At 62.3% G+C, this 18,014-nt stretch carries 23 protein-coding genes and 2 pseudogenes; all 25 read right to left on the reverse strand.

Going from position 1 to position 18,014, the window contains the following annotated elements:
* Nucleotides 1-12: 12 nt before the first annotated feature.
* The 25 genes and pseudogenes from IPK59_10290 to IPK59_10410 all read right to left on the reverse strand — a co-directional run bounded on the left by IPK59_10290 (nt 13) and on the right by IPK59_10410 (nt 17,920).
* The gene (locus IPK59_10290; GenBank protein ID MBK8159126.1) at nt 13-1,692 is read right to left on the reverse strand and encodes a phage tail tape measure protein; all 1,680 of its coding nucleotides are present in this window, start codon (nt 1,690-1,692) and stop codon (nt 13-15) included.
* Nucleotides 1,685-1,822, reverse strand: a pseudogene (locus tag IPK59_10295) (GpE family phage tail protein). The gene IPK59_10290 and the pseudogene IPK59_10295 overlap by 8 nt, the downstream one beginning before the upstream one ends.
* Complete coding sequence (locus IPK59_10300; protein MBK8159127.1) at nt 1,813-2,121, reverse strand: phage tail assembly protein; 309 nt, start codon at nt 2,119-2,121, stop codon at nt 1,813-1,815. Before IPK59_10300 ends, IPK59_10295 begins: the two are co-directional and overlap by 10 nt.
* Entirely contained in the window at nt 2,118-2,486 is a 369-nt protein-coding gene (locus tag IPK59_10305; GenBank protein ID MBK8159128.1) for a phage tail tube protein, read from the reverse strand. The genes IPK59_10300 and IPK59_10305 overlap by 4 nt, the downstream gene beginning before the upstream one ends.
* A 35-nt stretch (nt 2,487-2,521) precedes the next feature.
* Nucleotides 2,522-4,021, reverse strand: a complete 1,500-nt coding sequence (locus IPK59_10310) for a phage tail sheath subtilisin-like domain-containing protein (GenBank protein ID MBK8159129.1) — start codon at nt 4,019-4,021, stop codon at nt 2,522-2,524.
* A gap of 30 nt (nt 4,022-4,051) precedes the next feature.
* Entirely contained in the window at nt 4,052-4,216 is a 165-nt protein-coding gene (locus IPK59_10315; protein MBK8159130.1) for a DUF2635 domain-containing protein, read from the reverse strand.
* A gap of 10 nt (nt 4,217-4,226) precedes the next feature.
* Nucleotides 4,227-4,748, reverse strand: coding sequence for a hypothetical protein (locus IPK59_10320; protein MBK8159131.1), 522 nt, complete (start codon nt 4,746-4,748; stop codon nt 4,227-4,229).
* A gap of 48 nt (nt 4,749-4,796) precedes the next feature.
* Nucleotides 4,797-5,129, reverse strand: a complete 333-nt coding sequence (locus tag IPK59_10325) for a hypothetical protein (GenBank protein ID MBK8159132.1) — start codon at nt 5,127-5,129, stop codon at nt 4,797-4,799.
* A 4-nt stretch (nt 5,130-5,133) separates the two neighbouring features.
* Nucleotides 5,134-5,721: a phage tail protein gene (locus tag IPK59_10330; GenBank protein ID MBK8159133.1), complete on the reverse strand. Its 588-nt coding sequence runs from the start codon at nt 5,719-5,721 to the stop codon at nt 5,134-5,136.
* A gap of 61 nt (nt 5,722-5,782) precedes the next feature.
* Nucleotides 5,783-5,956 (reverse strand): hypothetical protein, encoded by a 174-nt coding sequence (locus IPK59_10335; protein ID MBK8159134.1) that lies wholly within the window; start codon nt 5,954-5,956, stop codon nt 5,783-5,785.
* Between the two features lie 74 nt (nt 5,957-6,030).
* Nucleotides 6,031-6,378: a major capsid protein gene (locus tag IPK59_10340; GenBank protein ID MBK8159135.1), complete on the reverse strand. Its 348-nt coding sequence runs from the start codon at nt 6,376-6,378 to the stop codon at nt 6,031-6,033.
* Nucleotides 6,379-6,460: 82 nt separating this feature from the next.
* The gene (locus IPK59_10345; protein ID MBK8159136.1) at nt 6,461-7,048 is read right to left on the reverse strand and encodes a major capsid protein; all 588 of its coding nucleotides are present in this window, start codon (nt 7,046-7,048) and stop codon (nt 6,461-6,463) included.
* A gap of 72 nt (nt 7,049-7,120) precedes the next feature.
* Nucleotides 7,121-7,426 (reverse strand): head decoration protein, encoded by a 306-nt coding sequence (locus tag IPK59_10350; protein ID MBK8159137.1) that lies wholly within the window; start codon nt 7,424-7,426, stop codon nt 7,121-7,123.
* A 145-nt stretch (nt 7,427-7,571) separates the two neighbouring features.
* The gene (locus IPK59_10355) at nt 7,572-8,171 is read right to left on the reverse strand and encodes a hypothetical protein (protein MBK8159138.1); all 600 of its coding nucleotides are present in this window, start codon (nt 8,169-8,171) and stop codon (nt 7,572-7,574) included.
* A 55-nt stretch (nt 8,172-8,226) separates the two neighbouring features.
* Entirely contained in the window at nt 8,227-9,033 is an 807-nt protein-coding gene (locus tag IPK59_10360; protein ID MBK8159139.1) for a S49 family peptidase, read from the reverse strand.
* Nucleotides 8,976-10,343: a phage portal protein gene (locus tag IPK59_10365; GenBank protein ID MBK8159140.1), complete on the reverse strand. Its 1,368-nt coding sequence runs from the start codon at nt 10,341-10,343 to the stop codon at nt 8,976-8,978. Before IPK59_10365 ends, IPK59_10360 begins: the two co-directional genes overlap by 58 nt.
* On the reverse strand, nt 10,340-10,570 hold the full coding sequence (locus IPK59_10370; GenBank protein ID MBK8159141.1) for a hypothetical protein: 231 nt from the start codon (nt 10,568-10,570) through the stop codon (nt 10,340-10,342). The genes IPK59_10365 and IPK59_10370 overlap by 4 nt, the downstream gene beginning before the upstream one ends.
* Nucleotides 10,527-12,493 (reverse strand): annotated as a pseudogene (locus tag IPK59_10375) (phage terminase large subunit family protein). The gene IPK59_10370 and the pseudogene IPK59_10375 overlap by 44 nt, the downstream one beginning before the upstream one ends.
* Nucleotides 12,486-13,118 (reverse strand): hypothetical protein, encoded by a 633-nt coding sequence (locus IPK59_10380; protein ID MBK8159142.1) that lies wholly within the window; start codon nt 13,116-13,118, stop codon nt 12,486-12,488. The pseudogene IPK59_10375 and the gene IPK59_10380 overlap by 8 nt, the downstream one beginning before the upstream one ends.
* A gap of 257 nt (nt 13,119-13,375) precedes the next feature.
* On the reverse strand, nt 13,376-13,894 hold the full coding sequence (locus tag IPK59_10385; GenBank protein MBK8159143.1) for a hypothetical protein: 519 nt from the start codon (nt 13,892-13,894) through the stop codon (nt 13,376-13,378).
* A gap of 284 nt (nt 13,895-14,178) precedes the next feature.
* On the reverse strand, nt 14,179-15,474 hold the full coding sequence (locus IPK59_10390) for a hypothetical protein (GenBank protein MBK8159144.1): 1,296 nt from the start codon (nt 15,472-15,474) through the stop codon (nt 14,179-14,181).
* A 34-nt stretch (nt 15,475-15,508) separates the two neighbouring features.
* Nucleotides 15,509-15,757, reverse strand: a complete 249-nt coding sequence (locus tag IPK59_10395; GenBank protein MBK8159145.1) for a hypothetical protein — start codon at nt 15,755-15,757, stop codon at nt 15,509-15,511.
* Nucleotides 15,754-16,395 (reverse strand): SAM-dependent DNA methyltransferase, encoded by a 642-nt coding sequence (locus IPK59_10400; protein ID MBK8159146.1) that lies wholly within the window; start codon nt 16,393-16,395, stop codon nt 15,754-15,756. Before IPK59_10400 ends, IPK59_10395 begins: the two co-directional genes overlap by 4 nt.
* Nucleotides 16,392-17,597, reverse strand: coding sequence for a hypothetical protein (locus IPK59_10405; GenBank protein MBK8159147.1), 1,206 nt, complete (start codon nt 17,595-17,597; stop codon nt 16,392-16,394). Before IPK59_10405 ends, IPK59_10400 begins: the two co-directional genes overlap by 4 nt.
* Nucleotides 17,594-17,920, reverse strand: coding sequence for a hypothetical protein (locus IPK59_10410; protein ID MBK8159148.1), 327 nt, complete (start codon nt 17,918-17,920; stop codon nt 17,594-17,596). The genes IPK59_10405 and IPK59_10410 overlap by 4 nt, the downstream gene beginning before the upstream one ends.
* Nucleotides 17,921-18,014: the final 94 nt, after the last annotated feature.

Raw genomic sequence — 18,014 nt, forward strand, 5'->3', positions numbered from 1 at the left:
TATCCCCTCAGTTCAAAGCGTGTTGCGCCGCGATCGGCCGACTTCCATTTCGCCAACCGCCGCCCCGCCGCTCTTTGCCTTGACCTCAGTGCCCGCCGGCACATTGCGGAAGTCGACGCGAACGTCGACCTGCCCGGTCGGAGCCATCTGCGCCAAGGGCAGACGCGGCGAATAAGCCGCACCGCCACCCGCCGCAGCCCCCGCCAGGGCCATGTTGCCGCCGCTGAAATCCGGCATCAGATTGCCGAGGCCATTGGCAATGTCACTGCCAAAGCCCGTGATCTTGTTGCCGAGACCCGAAGCAATGCTGCCGGCCTGGCTCGCCAGATCGACAACCTTGCCGATGCCGTCGGTGAGCCATCCGATCTTTTCCATGATCCAATCGGCAACGCTCCCGACGAGATCCTTCACGTTGTTGAAGACCCTCGTGAAAGGCTCCTCGACATAGCCATAGATCCAGGCGCCGACTTCCTTGAAGAAGGCGACAACCTCATCCCAATGCGTGATGAGCATGTAGGCAGCAACGCCAGCGGCGGCAGCGGCCGTGATGATGAGGCCCAACGGGTTCGTAAGCAGTACCACGCCAAGCTTGGCAAACGACGAGACGACACCCGCCAGGGCGGCAATGAGGCCGCCATTCATCACGGCAATAACGCCGATAATGGCATTCTCCCACCCACCGATCAGATCAACAAAGCGGCCAATGAAGCCGAGAACCTTCTCGATACCCTGTCCAAAAGCCGTCCAGTTGACCTTCGCCAGGGCGCCGGCAAACCGATCGATGAAGGCGCTGATCTTGGAAGCGATGACTTCGCGGTTCGCTTTGATCCACGCAGTCAGCTTCTGAATGAGCGGTAGAAGCGTCGGCATTAACGCCGCCGCGATCCCATGCCCCAGCCCCGTTGCCGCCGTGCTCAATCGATCGAGCTCGTCGCCAAATTCAGCGGCAGCGGCAATCTGCTCGTCAGTCAAAACCTTGCCGAGCTCTTTCGCTTCCTTCGACGCCGCCGCGATACCCGCCGCGCCGTCCTTGAAGAGCGGCCCAAGGTTCGCGCCGCTGCGGCCAAAGAACTCCATCAATGCCGCCGTTCGAACCGCCGGGTCTTGAATTCGAGCAATCCCATCGGCCACTTCCGGCAGCAATTGCTCGGCCGTCTTTAACCGACCATTCGCATCCTTCACGCTGATTCCGAGTTTTCGGAACAGCGCCGCACCACTCTTGCTCTGAGCAGACGACGCGTCCGCAATCGTCTTGTTGAACTTCTTGATGCTTTGCTCCAGCTCACCTTCCTCGACGCCCGCGAGCTTCGCCGCGTACATCCATTCTTGGATGGCCTGGACGTTCACGCCGATACGCTGCGACATGTCATCGATCTGCCCGCCATAGTCGGCATAGGACTTCACGATGTTCGCCAGACCGGCGATGCTGGCACCCGCGCCGATCGCCGCCAGCGGGCCGAGCAACCCGACGACATGGCTGCGCAGATTGCCGACCGAGCGGATGACTCCCTGAAATCCGCCAGTGAGGCGGGTCAGATCGCCGACCTTACCAAGCCGGCCCATCGCCTTGTTCACATCCTCGACCGGCTTGGTGATTTTCTTGATCCGATCCTGAATCTTCTGGATCGGCGCCGTCACCCGGTCGACAACCTGCACAATGGCATTTACCGGAATGTCGTTCTCGTCAGACATGCCTCGTGCCCTTCGTTTCGCGCAGCAGGCGATGCGCCTGCTTGTGCCAATGTTCAAGCTCGGTTGACGTCAACGCCATGAGCTCGCTCGGCTGCCAATGGAAGACGAAGGCGAGATCCGCTAGGCGGTCTCGCCAGTCGCCGGGTCGTCGGGAAAAAAATCGGCCACCTTCTTGCTGAGCGCCATCCCGTCAGCAAGCGGCAGCTTCCGCAGCATCGCGGCCGTAATCGGCGTATCGGGGAATTCCGGCGCGAAGACGAGCTTTTCCAGGAGGCGGATGCTAACCGTCACCTGATTTCCGCTCAGCTTCGCCGCCTCCTCGATATCGCCCATCGACGGCTCGCGGACGTCCAGCTCGCGAATTTCCGTCGAGCCTACCCGGATCGGCTTCTTCAGCGTTACCGGTTTGCTTTCGACTTCCTCGCTCACGGCTTGATCTCCTCGCCCTGCATGCCTTCGAAGCGCACGCTGATCGTGCCCTCAGCGGCATTCAGCTCCCGCGATTCCGCCGCCCAGGCGTTCCGCAGGATGTATGACTTGCCGTTGGCAAGCTCTGCCACCACGGTCGAGTCCGTAATCTTGGCGATGTCCTGCAGCGGCAGGCCGGCGGAATCCGAGATGTCGCCGGAAATGAACGGCACCTGCGGCGCCTCGGTATAGCCATGCACGCCGTCCTGACCGGCAACACCGGTGCGCGTGAACGCATCGATGTTGACGGTCAGGTTGCCGCGCAGGGCATATTGCTCGCCGTCGACCTTGATAAAGGCGACGCCGGCAACGCGATTGCTGCTCATATTGATCTCTCCTTATATGTGAGCGTTGCCGGGCTTCAGGCCGCCTGCGGATACTGCAGGCGGAACTGAGCGTTGACTGCGAAGATCCGCAACTGGTTGACCAGATCCGGCGTGTAGAGCACGTCCACCCGATTGGGATCGTTCGGATTGCGCTCGACAATCAGATGTTCCTTGAAGGCCTCGATGTTCTCGACGAGGCCCTGCGACATCAGCGCCGAATACTGAGCGACCAGCTCGGCGCGGATGATGCGCGGCGTAACGATGGCCTGACCTTGACCGAAGTTCGTTCCGTCATTGGCAAGTTTGTGCCGGCCGAACTTCTGCGTGATCGCCTGCCGCATAAACCGCAAGACATAGGCCAGCGTGAACAGCGTCTGGATGTCCAGGTATGACGGGTCGGGCTGACCATGCTCGTTCTTCTGATAGGTCGTGATCGACCGCTCAATGCGAACGATACCGTCCGTGCTCACCGTCCAGGTCGCGACTCCGGAGAAAAGCAAAGTCTGCTTCTCCGTGGTGACGAAGCGGCTCTCCATCGGCGGCGCAATGATGCCAATGAGCGCCAGCGTATGCAGCGGGCGAGCCGGATCGATGCGCAGCGACTTCGCCGACTGACCGGCCCAGGCCGCCGCCCACTCCCAAGGCGGCGTCGGCGAATTGTGGTAGCCGGCCACCGTCACATGCGGGTCGTTACGGCCGGCGCCGAACGTCTGGAGCGCGCCCACGGTGCCCCGCTTGGCAGCGAAGACGTGGCCGTAGATCTGCCGCGCCCAGGACCAGCGCCCGATATCCTCGTCGCTCCATTCGTTTCGGATTGCGTCCAGCGACGTCGCCGCCGAGAACGCCAGCGCCACGAAGTCGAAGAGCTCGTCGCCGAGAGCGTCGAGGCCAGTCGCCAGGGCCGGTGCCACCGAACCGGACGCCATCGCAACCACCGCAACGGCGATGCCGGCGGGCAGCGTCTCGCCGCCAGCCGGGCCGCGCCAATTGAGGCGGAGGTCGATATCGTTGCCGGCCAGGCCCGGATGCTTAGCCGTCACCGTCACCGCGCCTGAAACATTCGTCGCCGTCACGGGCAGAGAGGCAACGGCATTGATGGCATCCCTGATCGCCGTGCCGACGATCGCCGCCGTGTCGCCACTGGCGACGCCCACCGTGATGAGCTGACCAGCGATATAGAGGAAGATGACGCCACCGGCCGAGGCCGTGCCAGTCACCGTCAGGGTGCCCGTCGCCGCCACCGCCGAACCGCCGTCGCCAACCGGCAGGCACCAGACCTCACCGAAGGTGTCGTTCTGGCGGTAGAGCCGCATCATGCGGGCAAGGTGCGAACCCTGACCGAAGAGGGCAATGGCTTGATCCTCGCTCGTCACCAGCACCGGCTGGTTGAGCACGGCCGGCGCAGCCCCGATCTTCTGGCCGATCAGCAGCGCGCGCTGCTGATTTTGGAAGTAGCTCGCCTGGCTGTTATCCACTTCCGCCCAGAAGAAAGGCACGCGGATATTTGCCGGGATATGGTCAAAGGAAATCGGCATGGATTAGCTCCATCGAGAGGAAGGGTTGAATCAGGCTTTCTTGCCGGGCTTGTCCGGCGTGGCTTCCACCACGTCGCCGTCGGCGAGGCGGCGGCGCCAATAGGTGTCGAGCGTCACGGTGCGGCCCTCCGCCGGCAGATAATCGCGGCGGAGGGGATCGAGAATTTTCAGGCCATCGGCCGGTTTCACAAACATCGGGAACTCCTTATGTGTCGATTTCAAACTCGGCCTCGACCTCAATGCGGCCATCCGGCCCCGGATATTGGAGGTTCGGGTCCGCAGCAGGGTCGATGACGTCGACCTTGACGTGGATCTTCTCAAGCTGATCGGGGATGACCGGCTCCCACCGCTTCGTGAGAGCAACGTCCATACCGATCGTGGCGCCCGCCGTTCGCTTGTCGCTTTTGGCGTCAGGGTTGAAATCGATCGAGAAGTTATCGATCCCCTGCACCTCGGACACCCAGGCGGGAGTGGTAAATAGGGCCGCGCAGATCTCGTCGCAGAGATTGTCGATCTGCAGCATTAGGGTCGCATCGTCCTTCCCCTCGATCTCTGCCTCGATCGTGAGCCGAACGGAGAGCTGGAATTCCGGTGAGGTCATGAACGGGTTGCTGCCCGAACCATCCTCGCCAAGCGTGAAGACGCTGATCGCGCGCAGCTCATCGCGCTCCAGCGGAATTTTTCGGCTGTCGTAAACCGAGGCTGCCGGCGCGACATTGCGCGCCACGATTGCCGCGATCGTCCGAGCGCGAAGATCGGATCGGTATCCCATGCCTCACTCCCGGCTTACGACGCGAACCATGATCTCGCCGCTCGATTCCGGCATGACCTCGGTAATCTCAAAGTCACGGTCTCGCCCGCTCACCGGGTCGCGCACCGTGAGAACGTCGCCGGCACGCGGACGCTGTGGCAGTTTCGACGCGCGAAGGGCGATCGTCTGATCCTGCCCCTGGACAATCGTCTGATCCGCGACTTCGACGGCCAGGAACTGGCTGGTGTAGATGCCCGTTACCTTGAAAACGCCGCCGGCTTTTGGCCGATAGATCACAGTGTCGCCAAGATGATCGTGGCAGGGCTGCAGCAGCAGCTTGTCGAAATCGACCGGCATGGCGTCACCTCAATTTCCGCTGCGACGCTGCTGACAGTTTTGCCTTGCCGCTGATTACTCTTAGGCGCCGTTCGATCTGTCGCTTCAGGTTGATCGGCAGGCGCTCGCGGATCAAAGCCTCGAGATCTGCACGAACGTCCGGCGCCCTCATAACGTGGCCAACCCCCGGCCCCCAAAGCTGCCGAATTGGAAGCCGATCATCCCCCACACGCTTGAAGACACCGCGATGCCCTGTCTTCATGGTGGCGATAAACGCGCCCTTGTAAGTTCTCCGCTGCCCCCATTCGCGAGCAGTCACACCAGCCTTCACCTGTCGCGCGCTGAAGGCGACCAGTGGGAGGGCATACTTTGACGCACGCAATATGCCGGTGAGATTCTCGCGAGTGGCCTTGATCGCTCGAAGCCGTTTCCGGACGTCAGCAACCTTGATGCTCCCGGCTTTTGCAATTGCGCTGACCGCGGCCTTGTTCGCCTGGCGCAAGGTATCGTTGACGGCAATCATGCCGGCAGCTCGAAAGTGCTTGTCGCCGAGAGCATCGAGCGCCTCGGAAAATGCCGAGAAATCTATCTGGACCTTGATCCCGATTGACATGGCAGCGCTCCAATGGGAGGGCGGCCAGATTGCCGCCCTCCCTGTTCACTCACGCGGGGGTTTATTGCTGCTTGTCCTTGTCGTCGGTCTCGGCTTCCGCCTCGACTTCGCCGCGCTTGACCGGTTCGGCAGCGCCACTGGCGATCAGCGAGCGCGCATCCTCTTCCTTCATGTCGACGATCTTGCCCGGCGGTACCGGAGCGGCATCCTTCTTCAGCACCGCGCTGATCTTCATTCGAACTTTCATTGGTAGAGGCTCCTTGGTTGTGGACATTCCCAGGCGAACGCCGTTCGCCTGGGATAGGTCGATTAGCGCACGGTGGCGCGGAACGAGGCGTTGACGCGGTACGGCACCGGCAGCGGCGCCGACTGCAACATAAGCCAGCGCACCGGCGGATCGTTGTCGATCCAGGACTTCGGCGCATAGGGGAGCGCCTGATAGCCCAGGGCCGGGTCCATGATCGCGCCGTAGTGACGGACGCCGTCGACATGCGGGCTACCCATGATGACCGAGTAATCCGGCAGCATCGGCTGCAGCACGTCGTTGTCATCGACATACCAGTCGACATAGACGTAGAGGGCCAGGCTGCCGTATTTGCCCTTGTACGTCGCGCCGACGCCCCGGCTCAGCGCCGAGCTCGATGGTGCTCTGGCCACCGCGCTGAAGGTCGAGAGCCCTCCTTCACCTTCGGATCAGCCTTGAACAGCGCCCAGGCCTTCGTGTCGAAAATGATCTCGGTCAGGGTGGCGCCGCTGTGCTTGCCAACGAGCTCGGCCCACTTTCGACATCGTCGGCCGGCGATACGCCGGATTCACCCCAGCGCGCCGTGGTCAGAAGCGCCACGCTGAGATCCGCATGACGGCCGAAATTGACCGACACGGGCGCGTAGCCCTCGCCGGAAACGACGGTGATGCCGTCGAGAAGGGCATCAATCGCCATGTGCTCCTGACGGCGGACCAGCATCTGGATCTGGTCTTCCATATTGATGGCGAGGTTCGCTTCCTCGCGCTGCGCCGCGCTCATGGTGCCACCGATCGCCTCGCCGAGGGCACGCTTCACCGGCTTCATCGGATCAAGCATGCGCTTGTCCTTCACATACGCCGGCTTGAAGGTGCTGGTCTGGAAGCCGGGACCGGCCACAACCTTGCCCTGGACGAGCGGCGACACGAAGGGCGCCAGCCGACGCTTGCGGGTGTCGATATCGAAGCTGATCTCGGCCGTATCCGAGCGCATTTCCTCACCGAAGTATCGATCGAGGAAAAAGCTCTGCGGCAGGATGAGGTTGCTGACGACGCGGGTCAGCACGCCAGTGCTGTAGATGTCCATTGCGGACTCCTTTCAGAGGGAAGAAGAAGCGGCGTGCGCCGCGTGGATTGATGGGTTCTAGCGAGCGCCGGCTTACGCCGGCACGATCGCCTTGAGGTGAATGCCGAGATCGCGCAGACCGTCACGGACGGAGGCGATGGTATGACCGGCGCCGATCGCGATCGCGGCGGCATTGAATTCGCCGGACTCATAGATAGCGGTCTTCTGATCGCCGGCAGTGGCATTGGTGTCGTGAACCAAGAGAGCACACGGCACCTGCGAGCCGTCGCCCGACGCCGAGAGCGACAAGGTATACTTACCGCTCGCCGTGATCTTACCGAGCAGCGCGCCGCGACCCAGATTCTGGCCGCTGATCAAGGTGATGTCGCGGGTGATGATCCCCGATGTTGGAACCCGCGATCAGCAGATCGGGGTGAAAGTTTCGGTAATGAAGCTGGGCTTCATGGCTATTTCTCCGAATTAGAGGTGAAAGAAAAGGGGCGGCACAACGCCGCCCCTTTGCTGGCACTCGATTGATGAGCGACTAGACGCGCTTGCGAACGCCGCGCGCGGATTTCGCCGCCGCGACGATACGGTTCGCCGCCTTTTCCTCGGCACCGGCACCGGCACCAGCGCCGCCGCCGGAGGTGGAGCCAGCGCCGCCGTCGGCCCCGAGCGAAGGGTTGGTGACGGATTCCATCGCCTTCGCGAGACGGCCAGCATTGCTGCCGGCAGGCATCGCCTTCATGACGGCGATCGCCTCCTTCGCCGAGAGATCGGTGTTGAAGGCGAGCTCGGCCGCGACCTGGACTTTCCCGGCCGCTTCCGGGGCAGCGAAGATGGCGGCGCAACGGGCGCGCTCGCCAGCACGAGCGGCATTGACGGCCTTCGCCTGCTCTTCCTTGTCTTCCTCGCCCTCGGCTTCTTCTTCGTTCTCGTCGGTTTCGGCGTTCTCCTCTTCGGAGCCCTCTTCGGCCTCCTCCTCGGAATCGTCCTCACCGTCACCTTCGCCGTCATCCTCTTCCGAGGAAGCTTCGGCGCCGGCCTGAGCCTGAGCGCCTTTCTTCTTGTCCTTGTCCGCTTTGGCCTTCGGCGCCTTCGTGCCGATACCGAGATGAGCGAAACTCAGCAGTTTGAGACCCATTGTCTTCTCCTGTTTCAGCGGGCCGGTCGGCCCACATTGCCAATGCCGGCCCGCGTCACGCGGCGGCTTTACTCACCGCATCCAGCACCGCCGCCAAAGCCGCGTCAGGCGCGAGGATCGCGTCCACCAGGCCGAGCTTCAAAACCTCGGCCGTACCGAGACGGCCGGCATAGGCTCGGGCCTCGGTCGCAAGACAGTCATCGACCGTCATGTTGATACCGGCGGCCGTCCGATTGGCGGCCACCGTTTCGCAGAAGATCAGGCGGAGATCTTCGATCTGCGCCTGCCACTCGTCGCGCACGCTGTCGGGCAGCGGCTCGAGAAAATTGCCATCGGCCTTGTGCTTGCCGGCCGCCATGATCGTCGGCTTGACACCCCACTCCTCCAGCATCTTCGAGTAATCGAAGTGCACCAGGATCACGCCGATCGATCCGTAACCGCCCAGCTTCGGCAAGAAGATGGTATCGGCGCAGCTCGTCAGAGCGCAGGCAGCGCTGTAAGCGTAGTCATTGCAGATCGCGACAACCGGCTTCTCAGCCTTTTTCTTTTCCGCAACGATCCACTCACAAAGCTCAAAACAACCGGAGGCCTGCCCGCCGCCGCTCTCGACATCCATCACGATGGCGTCGACATCTGGGTCTGCGAAGGCATGAGCGAACTGCAAGCGCAGAACGTCGTACCCCGTTGCCCACGGTTCTCCGACCCACGGATAACTGGTCAGCAGCGTGCCGCGAATTTCGATAACCGCGACGCGGCCGGTGACTTCGTACAGTGGCTGCCGCACATGGCCGTCGCCGACATAGTTCATGCGCGGCTTGGTATCCTGCTGCTGCACATATGCCCGCCCGATCGCGAGCAGCATCCCTTGCTCGAAGCCTGGCGCCAGCAGAGCCGGAAGGTGATCGCTCCCGATGCGCCCTTGTCGATCGCCTCTTCGAGCCAGGCCATGTAGATCTGGCGCGCGAAGCGACGGCCGAACGCGGCACGCCGCGAGACAAAGGTTTTCCAAGTTTCCAGCAGAGCGGCACGCGCCGAGCTGTAGTTCGTCTTCGACCAGTCCTGCGAGAGCTGCTCATAGGAAAGGCCGGTGCCCGCCGCGATGTTCCGCAGCACCGCCGCCTCGAAATCCGCAAAGACCGAGGCGGCACGCTGCGCCGTCTGGAGCTTCAACGATTCACCAGGAAACAGCGTGTTGACGCGAACACCGCCCAGGCGAATGCGCCGATCCTCATGGAAGGCAGAACGCATGTCCTGATACTTGTCCATCGCGCCATCATCGAGCATGGCACCCAGCGCTTCATGATCGAACGGGCTCTCGATGAAGGCCGAGAACATCGCGTTCAAAGCCGACGCCTGCAGCTCGACCTTGTCGTACTTGCCGAGCATCATCAGGCGCTCGACGACAGGAGTCAGACGAGCAACGCCGCGCGTGAGGCCTGCCGAATCCTTGTCGTAGAAATGAATAACGATCGGGCGACCGTGCTCGGTTTCACGTGGAACACGCTCCCACTCGTAAGTGCCGATGCCTGCCATCGGCAGATCGAACGGATGCTGCTTGCGAATGTGGTACGCCACAGACGCGCCGTACTGGTCGATCTCGACGCCGCTGCGCATGCGATCGCTGTCCATCCGATCACTCGGATTCGACAAACGATCCGGATCAATGATCTGCACCGCCGTCGCATACCGGCCGCCGCGATTGGGAAGCCAGAGCAGAACAGCGAGCGCCTCGCCGTCGACGACATAGTGGCGATAAGCCTGACCGAACAGCCCGCCCATCGTGTCATGCCGCGTGGCGTCGCACATGAATCGCGGGTCATCGGTGTAGAGCCGCCACAGCGCCTCGACCTGACCTGCGAATTCAGACGCCCACTCGGCCGTCAGGCCGAGAGCGCGCCAGTCCGGTTTTGCCGACAACCGCAGCTCGGCGCCGACGACATTGTCCAGCTCGCGCCGAACGCTGCCGGCAGCCCAGCCGTCATTGCGAACCAGATCCCGGACACGCGCGACGATGATGTCACGCTCCGGCAGGAAAGCCGCGTCGGCGGAGACCGCCATCGGGTTCCAACCCGCCAGCTCCTGGCTGCTGCGCGAGGCCGCACCATAGGAGGTGCTGGCCTCGATGCGCCGCAACGGCGTCACCCCATCAACCTGGACGAGCTGCGTTTTCATCGACGGCCACCGAAGCTAGGAACGAAGGAACGCCGACGGGAAAGCCCGAGAGCGGTGCGCGCTTCCGCGATCAACTGGTCAAGCCGGCCGATGTCACCGGCGTGATAGCTGACCGTTTTTCCGTTGTGCGTGACAGACGCCACGCTCTTGCCCATTGCCAATGCATCGCGGGCGGCGACGAGATCAGCCAGGCGCTGCTGCTCGGGCGACAAAGCGCAACCGTTCATGCCAGCCTCCTTGCTTTCGTCGCCGCCGTCGCGACGTCTTTGGTTTCGGTCGACGACACGCCAGGCGCCATCAACTGCTCGATGTCGAGCTGCTGCGATTCCGGAACGACCTCCAGCTTTGCAGCCAGACGCGCCCAGGCCTCGTCAGTCATTTCGCGCCAACCGAGCCGCACCGCAGCGGCCTCGGCATAGAGCGTGGTGTCGAGCACCTCGTTCCGTTGCGACGGGTCTTTCGTCCAGACGAATTGCTCGAAGCCAGTCTTCGTCTTTTTCGCCACCCGTCGCTCGGCGCAGAGCTGCTGGTAGTAGTCGTCGTCAAAACCCTCCGGATAGCCGCAATATCCGCGCGAGAGCGGATCGGCCTTCTTGAGATTCTGATAGAGCGACATCTTCATGAGGCTGACGCCGACATTGAAGAAGCGGTTGGCATACTTGATCGGCTTGCCTGTCTTCGTCGTGTCGCGCCGGACCTTGGTAATCGGCGGCGCCAGATCCGAGGCGACACCGCGCACCATGATCACTTTCGAGATCGGGTGCTTTTTCACCCAGGCCCCGACATCGTTCGTCCAGGCACCGCCATCGATCGCCGCAAGATTGAGCGACCGACGATTGCCAAAGACATCCGGCCAAGTCTGAGCGAGGAGCTCGTTCAATTTGGCTTGTGTTGCCTCGTCGCTAATATGCCCCTCGACCCTGCCGTAATCGATGCCCCATCGCCGGAAGTGCTGGCCGTAGGCCATCAGGTTCCACTCGACACGATCCTGCTGGCAATCGAGCCCCATCGTGAGCAGCAAACCGCCGATCGGGATGAGTCCCCGGCGGCGTTCGCTTTCCTTTGCGCGAGCGGCGATCTCTTCCCAAGGCGGCGCCTCGCCCTGCCCCTTGAAGGCTAGGCCAACGACGTCATTGAGAAAGGCTTGCTCGCGCGCCGGCTCGCCTTTGGATTCAAGCCAGCGATCGCGGATGCTCCGCCAACCTCGACCGATCGGCGAGTATGCCGACCAGATGTAAAAGCCGATGCGGGTCGCGCCGGGGTTCTCGGCAATCCACTCCCCCAGGAAAACGATGTCGCGCCGATGGTACTCTTCAATCAGCCCGCCGCAGGACGGGCAGGTAAAGCACGGGTCATCCTCCGGATGCGCCTCGATGTAAGCCTGCATGTTCGACCATTCCAGCGGGTGCCGGTGATCGCAATGCGGACAGGGAACGTGCCACTGCTCTTTCGTCGACAGCTCATAGAGCTTGCTAGTCCGACAGCCAGGCTCCACGAGCGGCGTACCGATCTTCAGGGTCTTGCCGTCATAGAAGGCCGAGGTGCGGCTGTCAGCCTGGACCTCGGGATCCTCCTGCGCTGTTGTGCTCCCACTTCGACAAGTCGTCCTGGACCTGTCGCCTGGCGCTAAACATCGAGAGCGAGCTTGGCGAGCTGGCGCCCGTGATCTGCACGGCGCCGCGCCCATCAGCGCGCTCCTGATAGAGCGTCGAACTTTTAGCGTCCCGGCTCTTACCCTCCGGCAGAAGCGCGGTGAGGCGCGGCGATTGGCGGATCATTGGCCGCCACTTGGTCTTCGCCCATTTCTCCGCGTTTGGCTCGGTCGGATGCACGTACATGAAGATGCACGGATCGAGATCGAGCGAGCCACCCAGGAAGATCTGCGCGAGCACGGTACCGCCGAGCTGCGCCGATTTCTTGACGACGACTTCCTGTGCCGGATGGTCCGGCCCCAGCACCTCCAGGATGCGCTTGAAGAAAGGAAACAGCTCGGTCTTATACGGCCCAGGGATCGGGCTTTCGGAGCCGAACTTCACATTGTCGATCGCCCACTTATGGAAATCCACTGGTGGGGGTGGAGCAATGACATTGGCAATCGCCTCGCCCGCCACCCGAGCCGGGTTCGCAAGGAAGGCGCCGCCGTCAGCCATCGCCAGTCTCATCCTCATCTGCGAGGAATTCCTCGCTTGCCGCTACGTTCTCATGCGCCTGGGCGGCTTGGCGCTCGCGCCATTCCCGCCACTCACGCCGGAGAACAACGGCGACCTGTTGCTTTTCAAGCTTCAGCTCGGTCGCGACCTTCTCAGTCAGCACACCGATCAATTGATCCATGCCATCGATCAGATTACCGATCGACTTGGCGAATTCGCGGCGGGCCACATCGGTCCGCATGTAGATGCCCCGCGATTCCTTATCCTCGCGGATTTGACGCTGCAGGGTCAGTTCCGCCTGCTGCACCTTGATCGATTGATGCCGGCGCTGTTCATCCGACGTCACCGGTGCGGTTGGAGACGTCGGCGCGTCCTCTTCAGGCAGCGAGCGCATTTGCGCCGTCATCTGGACGGGATCGAGCGCCAGGCCCAACTGCGACCGTGCGAGACCATAATCGATCATCGCTGCGCGGCCTTCGCCAACGATGGCGTCGCCGTAGATCTTTCCCTCGGTCAGATACTGCGAGACGCGACCAGCCGACACGCCGATGCGGCGGGCCAGCTCACTTTTCGTTACGAGCTCGCGAACGCCGTTCGCCTCGGCCGAGCCTTGCGCGATCTGCATGACTAAACTCGCTAAAGGCCATTCGGCCCTCTCTAAAGCCCTAAACTTTAGGCTCTCAAATCAGACTAAAGCTGGTGCGAACCCGCGGCTGCGTTGCCCGCGTGAGTGCGGTCAAAAGGAAGGACCCGCTGACCCCGGGGGGGTACCCCCAAGGGTCGAACGGGTCCAGTCGCAACGTCCACAGGTCGGGGCCGAAACGGAAGCGCCCGCCGCGAGTGAGACTCGGGCGGGCGCAGGTACTTCGATGATGACGATTCTCATACCCTATTTTGCGCCATCTGCGCCATAGAATTTTTGACGATGTAAGCGAAGGCGATAAGGGCCATGCGGTAGTCGCGCCGTGTCTGTGTCTCCGAACGATGGAAGTAGGCAGCACAATCTCGGAAGGATTGGCGCGCAACAATGCGCGCGGCGATGAGGCGACGATCATATTCGGGCAGGCGCGAAAGCAGAACGAGGAAAGCAATTGCGCGATCGGCGGCATCATTGTCGGGAACGACACGCGGCAGCTCGACGCCATCCTCGGTGCTATCAATCGCCTCACGCAAGAAGGCGGGCCAAGCAACACTGCTGCCCAGCTTATAGCCAGAGTTTCCCATGCGGCGCACAACATCAGCCGCCTCGCGGAGCTGCTGCTCGATCACGGCAATCCATTGCGAGATCGGGTCCGAGGTATCGCGCGCACGGCGTTCGCCCACACCATCACGCGCCGGGCGCTTCAGTACAACGGCAGGCTGGTCATTCGACGGGCGCTCGTGCGGCTCGCCATTCCACATGGCCTGCACATCTTTCGCCGCGCGCACATCGCGGGCGCGGGTCTGGGGCAGATTGGGCGCTGTCAGCTTCGCTCGCTTTTGCATTTCTCTTCCCCTGCTTTCTTCTCTGTATGGATAGTTTGGATAGTTGGATAGTTTTAGAGATTAAAGGTCGTGTGTGTGGGCGGGCGCGCATATGCGGAGGGGGCGAAAAACCGTCCAAACTCTCCAACCCTCCGCAACGTCCTGAAAGAGCGTTACGTTTTCCGTGGACGGTTGGCCCGTCTGGACAGTTCAACCGTCCATCAGCCGCTATTGAGCGGCGGTTCCGGCCTCGGATCGCCGCCGTCACCGCCTCCCTCCCCTTCCTCACCCTCCGAACTGTCCCGCTTGAACGTCCGCACTTTCAGCTCCATGTCGGCATAGAAGACGTTGCCGACCTTCACCTTCTTAAAGCCCATGTTGTCGAGCAGCCGGCCGAACTTGGTCTGCGAGACCGGGTCTTCCGCGTTCGCATGACACCATTCCTTGTAAAGGTCATAGAGCCGGGTCGCGCCGACATGCTCGCCGGGCTTGCGATTGATGGCGTCGGCCGCGAACTGGCTGATCGGCTGGGCCGAGGAGCGATAGTCATCCGTCGCGGCCCGAACCTCGTCAGGCGCGATGAGCCGCCCGTTCATGAGCCAATAGCCGAGGCCCGCGAGCAGCCAGTTAAGAATGCCGGGAAACTCCGACCGCAGCTTCTGCGACAGGCCGAGGTCGCGCTCGGATTCCGGAATGACGACGTCGAAGGGCACGATGTTGATGCGGCGCCAGATGCCATGATCCTGGCCCTGGATTTGCGGCTTGATGTTGACGGAGAGCACCAGCTTGAACCGGGGCATGAAGTCGAAGAAGCCCTTGTTCAAGTGCCGTGCCGTCATTTCCTCGTTGCCGGTGATCTGCTTGACCACCGATTCCGACAGGCGCTGCCCAACCTCGGGCTCCGACGAGAGCACCAGGCGCTTGCCCGGCAGCATGGCGATGTCCGGTGAGGCCTGCGAGCCCGACCGCCGATCGTCGTACATGAAAGTCTGGATCGGCGTGATCTGCGAATAGTCACCCAGCATATGCCGGATCTGATCGAGGAGCGTCGACTTGCCGTTGGCACCCACGCCCGAGAAGATAACCAGCTTTTGTTCTGAGACGTCGCCCGTGAGGCAGAGCCCGAGATAGGTTTGAGCGAAGGTCCGCACCGGCTCATTCGGCAGCACCCGCTCGATGAACTTGCTGAAGAGCGGCGCACCGGCAGCGGGGTCGTAATCGACATCAGCCAGCAATGTCATCAAATCTTCGCGGCGATGCTTGCGCAGGACCACCTGGGGCGCGCTTTCCCCGGTATCGGCCTTCAGCTCCAGGGTGCCATTGCGGACATTGAGCAGCCAGAGATCGCCATCGAGCTCGTGAGGCGGGACACGCTTATAGGGGATCGCGGCCTTCAGCATGGCCTCGGCCTTGCCCGTATTGCCGCTGCTGGTGGCAAAGGAGAAATGCTTGTCGATCCGGTCCTGATACGCCTTGCGATCGAAGCCGCGCGGCCGGTCTTTCTTTTGCATCACCATGATGCTCTCGTACTCGCGCTGCAGCGCGATCGCCTCATCCTTGATTTTCTCGGCCGTCTGGGTGTGCCCATTTCATAGCGCGATACTGCCCAGCCTCGGCTGACCAGCGGCGGCTATCCCAAACGTACCAACCGACCTCGTCGACATAGAGCAGATCCTGGCCGAACCGCTTTAGCATCCGCATGGCGTTGCCGTAATCGCTGCGCGGCAATGCGGCAAGATCGAGGTCGAGCCGATCGGCGGCAACCGGCGCGGCATCGAGAATGTCGGTAATCGCGCTCATGCCGTTTTCCTCTTGCCAGGGCGCATCAGCGGTCGATAGGTGGGCAGGCGATCCGCGAGCCTCGGCCCGCGCCGCCGCCAGACGTACCACGCACATTCAAGGGCCGGCGCACCGAGCCCCAGGAAATCCAGCCGCCACGCCAGCGGGTAGATCATGGCGGGAGGATATCGCCGAAACAGATCCTGGCGCTCGGCCGCGTGGAAGAAGGTGGCCTTGAGAAGCATGGCGACATAGCCAGGGCAAAGCGTCAGCGCCTGCTGGATGAAATCAACCACGATGTCGCTCTGAAAGGGCGGATTCGTGATGATCGCCCGCGCAAGCGGTTCGCGCTCGGCGAGGAAGTCACGTCGCCGCCGATCACCGTAGCCCCGATAGATGAGATCGGTACCGATAACCTTGAAGCCCTTGCGTTCCAGCACACGCGCCAATCGGCCGTCGCCACAAGCCGGCTCCCAGATGCCGCCGTGCCTCGCGACGGCCAGCAAATGCGGCCATTCGGCATCGAGCAAGGCGAGCGTCGCCTCTTCCGGCGTCGGATAGAAATCATGCGCCTGCCGTTCGCTGCCCGTCCGGCCCGCTGGCTCGGCCTTACCGCCCAGCATCATCGCACCCAGGCCAAAGGTTGACGTGCTCGTCATTCCCCGCCCGCGCTTTCCATTTCGGCGATGTCACCGAAATCGAGCCCCGGCGGTGCCATGACAATGCGCGGCAGCCTCCCCTCGGCCTGCCATCGCCGCACCGCGCGATTGAGCAACGCCCGCGTCATCAGCGGGTCGCTGTCACCATCGCCGAGGACGATGGGTTGTTTGACTGACGCCGGCAGAATGACGCCGGGGCGCTCCATGTTCGGATACTCCGTTTGGATATACTTGTCGGGAAAGTGCGGATGCCGGCGCGCCCGCTTCGTCGGATCACCAGAACCGCAGATGTTGCCGAGTGCGCCAGCCGCCCAGGCCGCGATGCGCCGGCCCTCGCGGACACAATCGATCATGAAGGCCAGCGTGGTTTCGGAGCCCTCGCCTACCAGCAACGTATCCTCGGCATAATCATCGCGGCCGGGCATGGCAAAGCGGATTGCGCCGGTCATGTAGGGGCCGAGGATCTTCTTTGCCTTAAAGTCTTTGCCGTATTCCGGCCGTTTCGCCTTGACGAAACCCTTTTCGGGATCGGCCATCAGCCAAGTCCGGTGCAACGCAATGATCTCGCCCGAGGGCGCTTGCACAGCCTGAACCATCGCGGGCCACACACTCTTGTCCTCGCGACCGTCAGGCAGCGGTTGAACATGCGTCAATTGTGGATGAAACCGGATCGAGGGCGGCACCCCGCCGATGACCGAGACATCGAGCCCGCGCCCGCGCAAGTAGGCCTCGGCCGGCGAGCCATCGGCCTTTTCCAGGCCGCGCCAGATCCGCGTCAGCGTCTCGCGCAGGGTTTCGGCCCGTTTCTTTTCAGCCTCTTCCCGCTTTTCATTCTTTACCGGCCGAGGAGCTGCCGCTTCGCGCGGCTTGAAATCGGTGCCAACGCGGCTCTCCAGTTCCTTCAGAGCATCAATGAACGAGAGGTTGCGCTGCTGCTGGACAAAGCCGATGACATCGCCATGCGCGCCGCAACCGAAACAGTGATAATGGGAATCGTCGCCATCGATATAGACATGGAACGACCCACTCTTTTCATTGTGGAAGGGACAAAGGCCCGTCTTGTGGGTAGCCGTGCCGAGCAATCGGACGCTGGCGCCGATGACGTGGCCGATATCCAGGCGGCGCTTGACTTCGACCACACGCCGATCGAGTTCCTGCCGATCGTGGACCTTGGCGTTAGCGCCCCCCGTCTTGGCATTCATGGGCGGCGGGTCCGCTCAAAGCGGCGATTGGCATGCACCGCCCGCGCGAGATTCGAAATGATCGCCAGGGCATGGTCCCCGCCGATATCGCCCATCGGCGTACCGTCATGATCATAGATCGGGAACCGGCGCGTACTTTCCGCAAATGGCCCGAGCTGCTGGATCAATCCAAGCGCGCGTTTTTCCGCAAGGACAAGCGAACGCTGTTCGCCTTCATACACCGAGACTAGCTCGATGAAGTCGCCGGGTAGTGGATGGCGGACGAAGATGAGGCGGGAATCGGAAGTCGGGATCGAAGATGGCGGCAATGCTGGTGCTGTCACGATGTCCCCTCTTGGTAAGCACTCAGTTCGGTGCCGGTCTCTCCCGGCTGTCACGCCTACCCCTCAGCTATGGAGATTCGCCTTGGGTCTTTCT

Source organism: Rhodospirillaceae bacterium (genome assembly GCA_016712715.1).
In the GTDB taxonomy this organism is placed as follows: domain Bacteria; phylum Pseudomonadota; class Alphaproteobacteria; order Dongiales; family Dongiaceae; genus Dongia.

Bases quoted from the DNA above. Each gene is read 5' to 3' on its own strand.
- IPK59_10330 (MBK8159133.1), bottom strand. From the start codon at position 5,721: ATGTCAATCGGGATCAAGGTCCAGATAGATTTCTCGGCATTTTCCGAG.
- IPK59_10405 (MBK8159147.1), bottom strand. From the start codon at position 17,597: ATGAATGCCAAGACGGGGGGCGCTAACGCCAAGGTCCACGATCGGCAG.
- IPK59_10325 (MBK8159132.1), bottom strand. From the start codon at position 5,129: ATGCCGGTCGATTTCGACAAGCTGCTGCTGCAGCCCTGCCACGATCAT.
- IPK59_10360 (MBK8159139.1), bottom strand. From the start codon at position 9,033: ATGCTGCTCGCGATCGGGCGGGCATATGTGCAGCAGCAGGATACCAAG.
- IPK59_10335 (MBK8159134.1), bottom strand. From the start codon at position 5,956: ATGAAGATCAGCGCGGTGCTGAAGAAGGATGCCGCTCCGGTACCGCCG.
- IPK59_10380 (MBK8159142.1), bottom strand. From the start codon at position 13,118: ATGCAGATCGCGCAAGGCTCGGCCGAGGCGAACGGCGTTCGCGAGCTC.
- IPK59_10370 (MBK8159141.1), bottom strand. From the start codon at position 10,570: ATGAACGGTTGCGCTTTGTCGCCCGAGCAGCAGCGCCTGGCTGATCTC.
- IPK59_10400 (MBK8159146.1), bottom strand. From the start codon at position 16,395: ATGACGAGCACGTCAACCTTTGGCCTGGGTGCGATGATGCTGGGCGGT.
- IPK59_10305 (MBK8159128.1), bottom strand. From the start codon at position 2,486: ATGAGCAGCAATCGCGTTGCCGGCGTCGCCTTTATCAAGGTCGACGGC.
- IPK59_10310 (MBK8159129.1), bottom strand. From the start codon at position 4,021: ATGCCGATTTCCTTTGACCATATCCCGGCAAATATCCGCGTGCCTTTC.
- IPK59_10315 (MBK8159130.1), bottom strand. From the start codon at position 4,216: ATGTTTGTGAAACCGGCCGATGGCCTGAAAATTCTCGATCCCCTCCGC.
- IPK59_10355 (MBK8159138.1), bottom strand. From the start codon at position 8,171: ATGGGTCTCAAACTGCTGAGTTTCGCTCATCTCGGTATCGGCACGAAG.
- IPK59_10390 (MBK8159144.1), bottom strand. From the start codon at position 15,474: ATGGTGATGCAAAAGAAAGACCGGCCGCGCGGCTTCGATCGCAAGGCG.
- IPK59_10345 (MBK8159136.1), bottom strand. From the start codon at position 7,048: ATGGACATCTACAGCACTGGCGTGCTGACCCGCGTCGTCAGCAACCTC.
- IPK59_10385 (MBK8159143.1), bottom strand. From the start codon at position 13,894: ATGTGGAATGGCGAGCCGCACGAGCGCCCGTCGAATGACCAGCCTGCC.
- IPK59_10290 (MBK8159126.1), bottom strand. From the start codon at position 1,692: ATGTCTGACGAGAACGACATTCCGGTAAATGCCATTGTGCAGGTTGTC.
- IPK59_10365 (MBK8159140.1), bottom strand. From the start codon at position 10,343: ATGAAAACGCAGCTCGTCCAGGTTGATGGGGTGACGCCGTTGCGGCGC.
- IPK59_10395 (MBK8159145.1), bottom strand. From the start codon at position 15,757: ATGAGCGCGATTACCGACATTCTCGATGCCGCGCCGGTTGCCGCCGAT.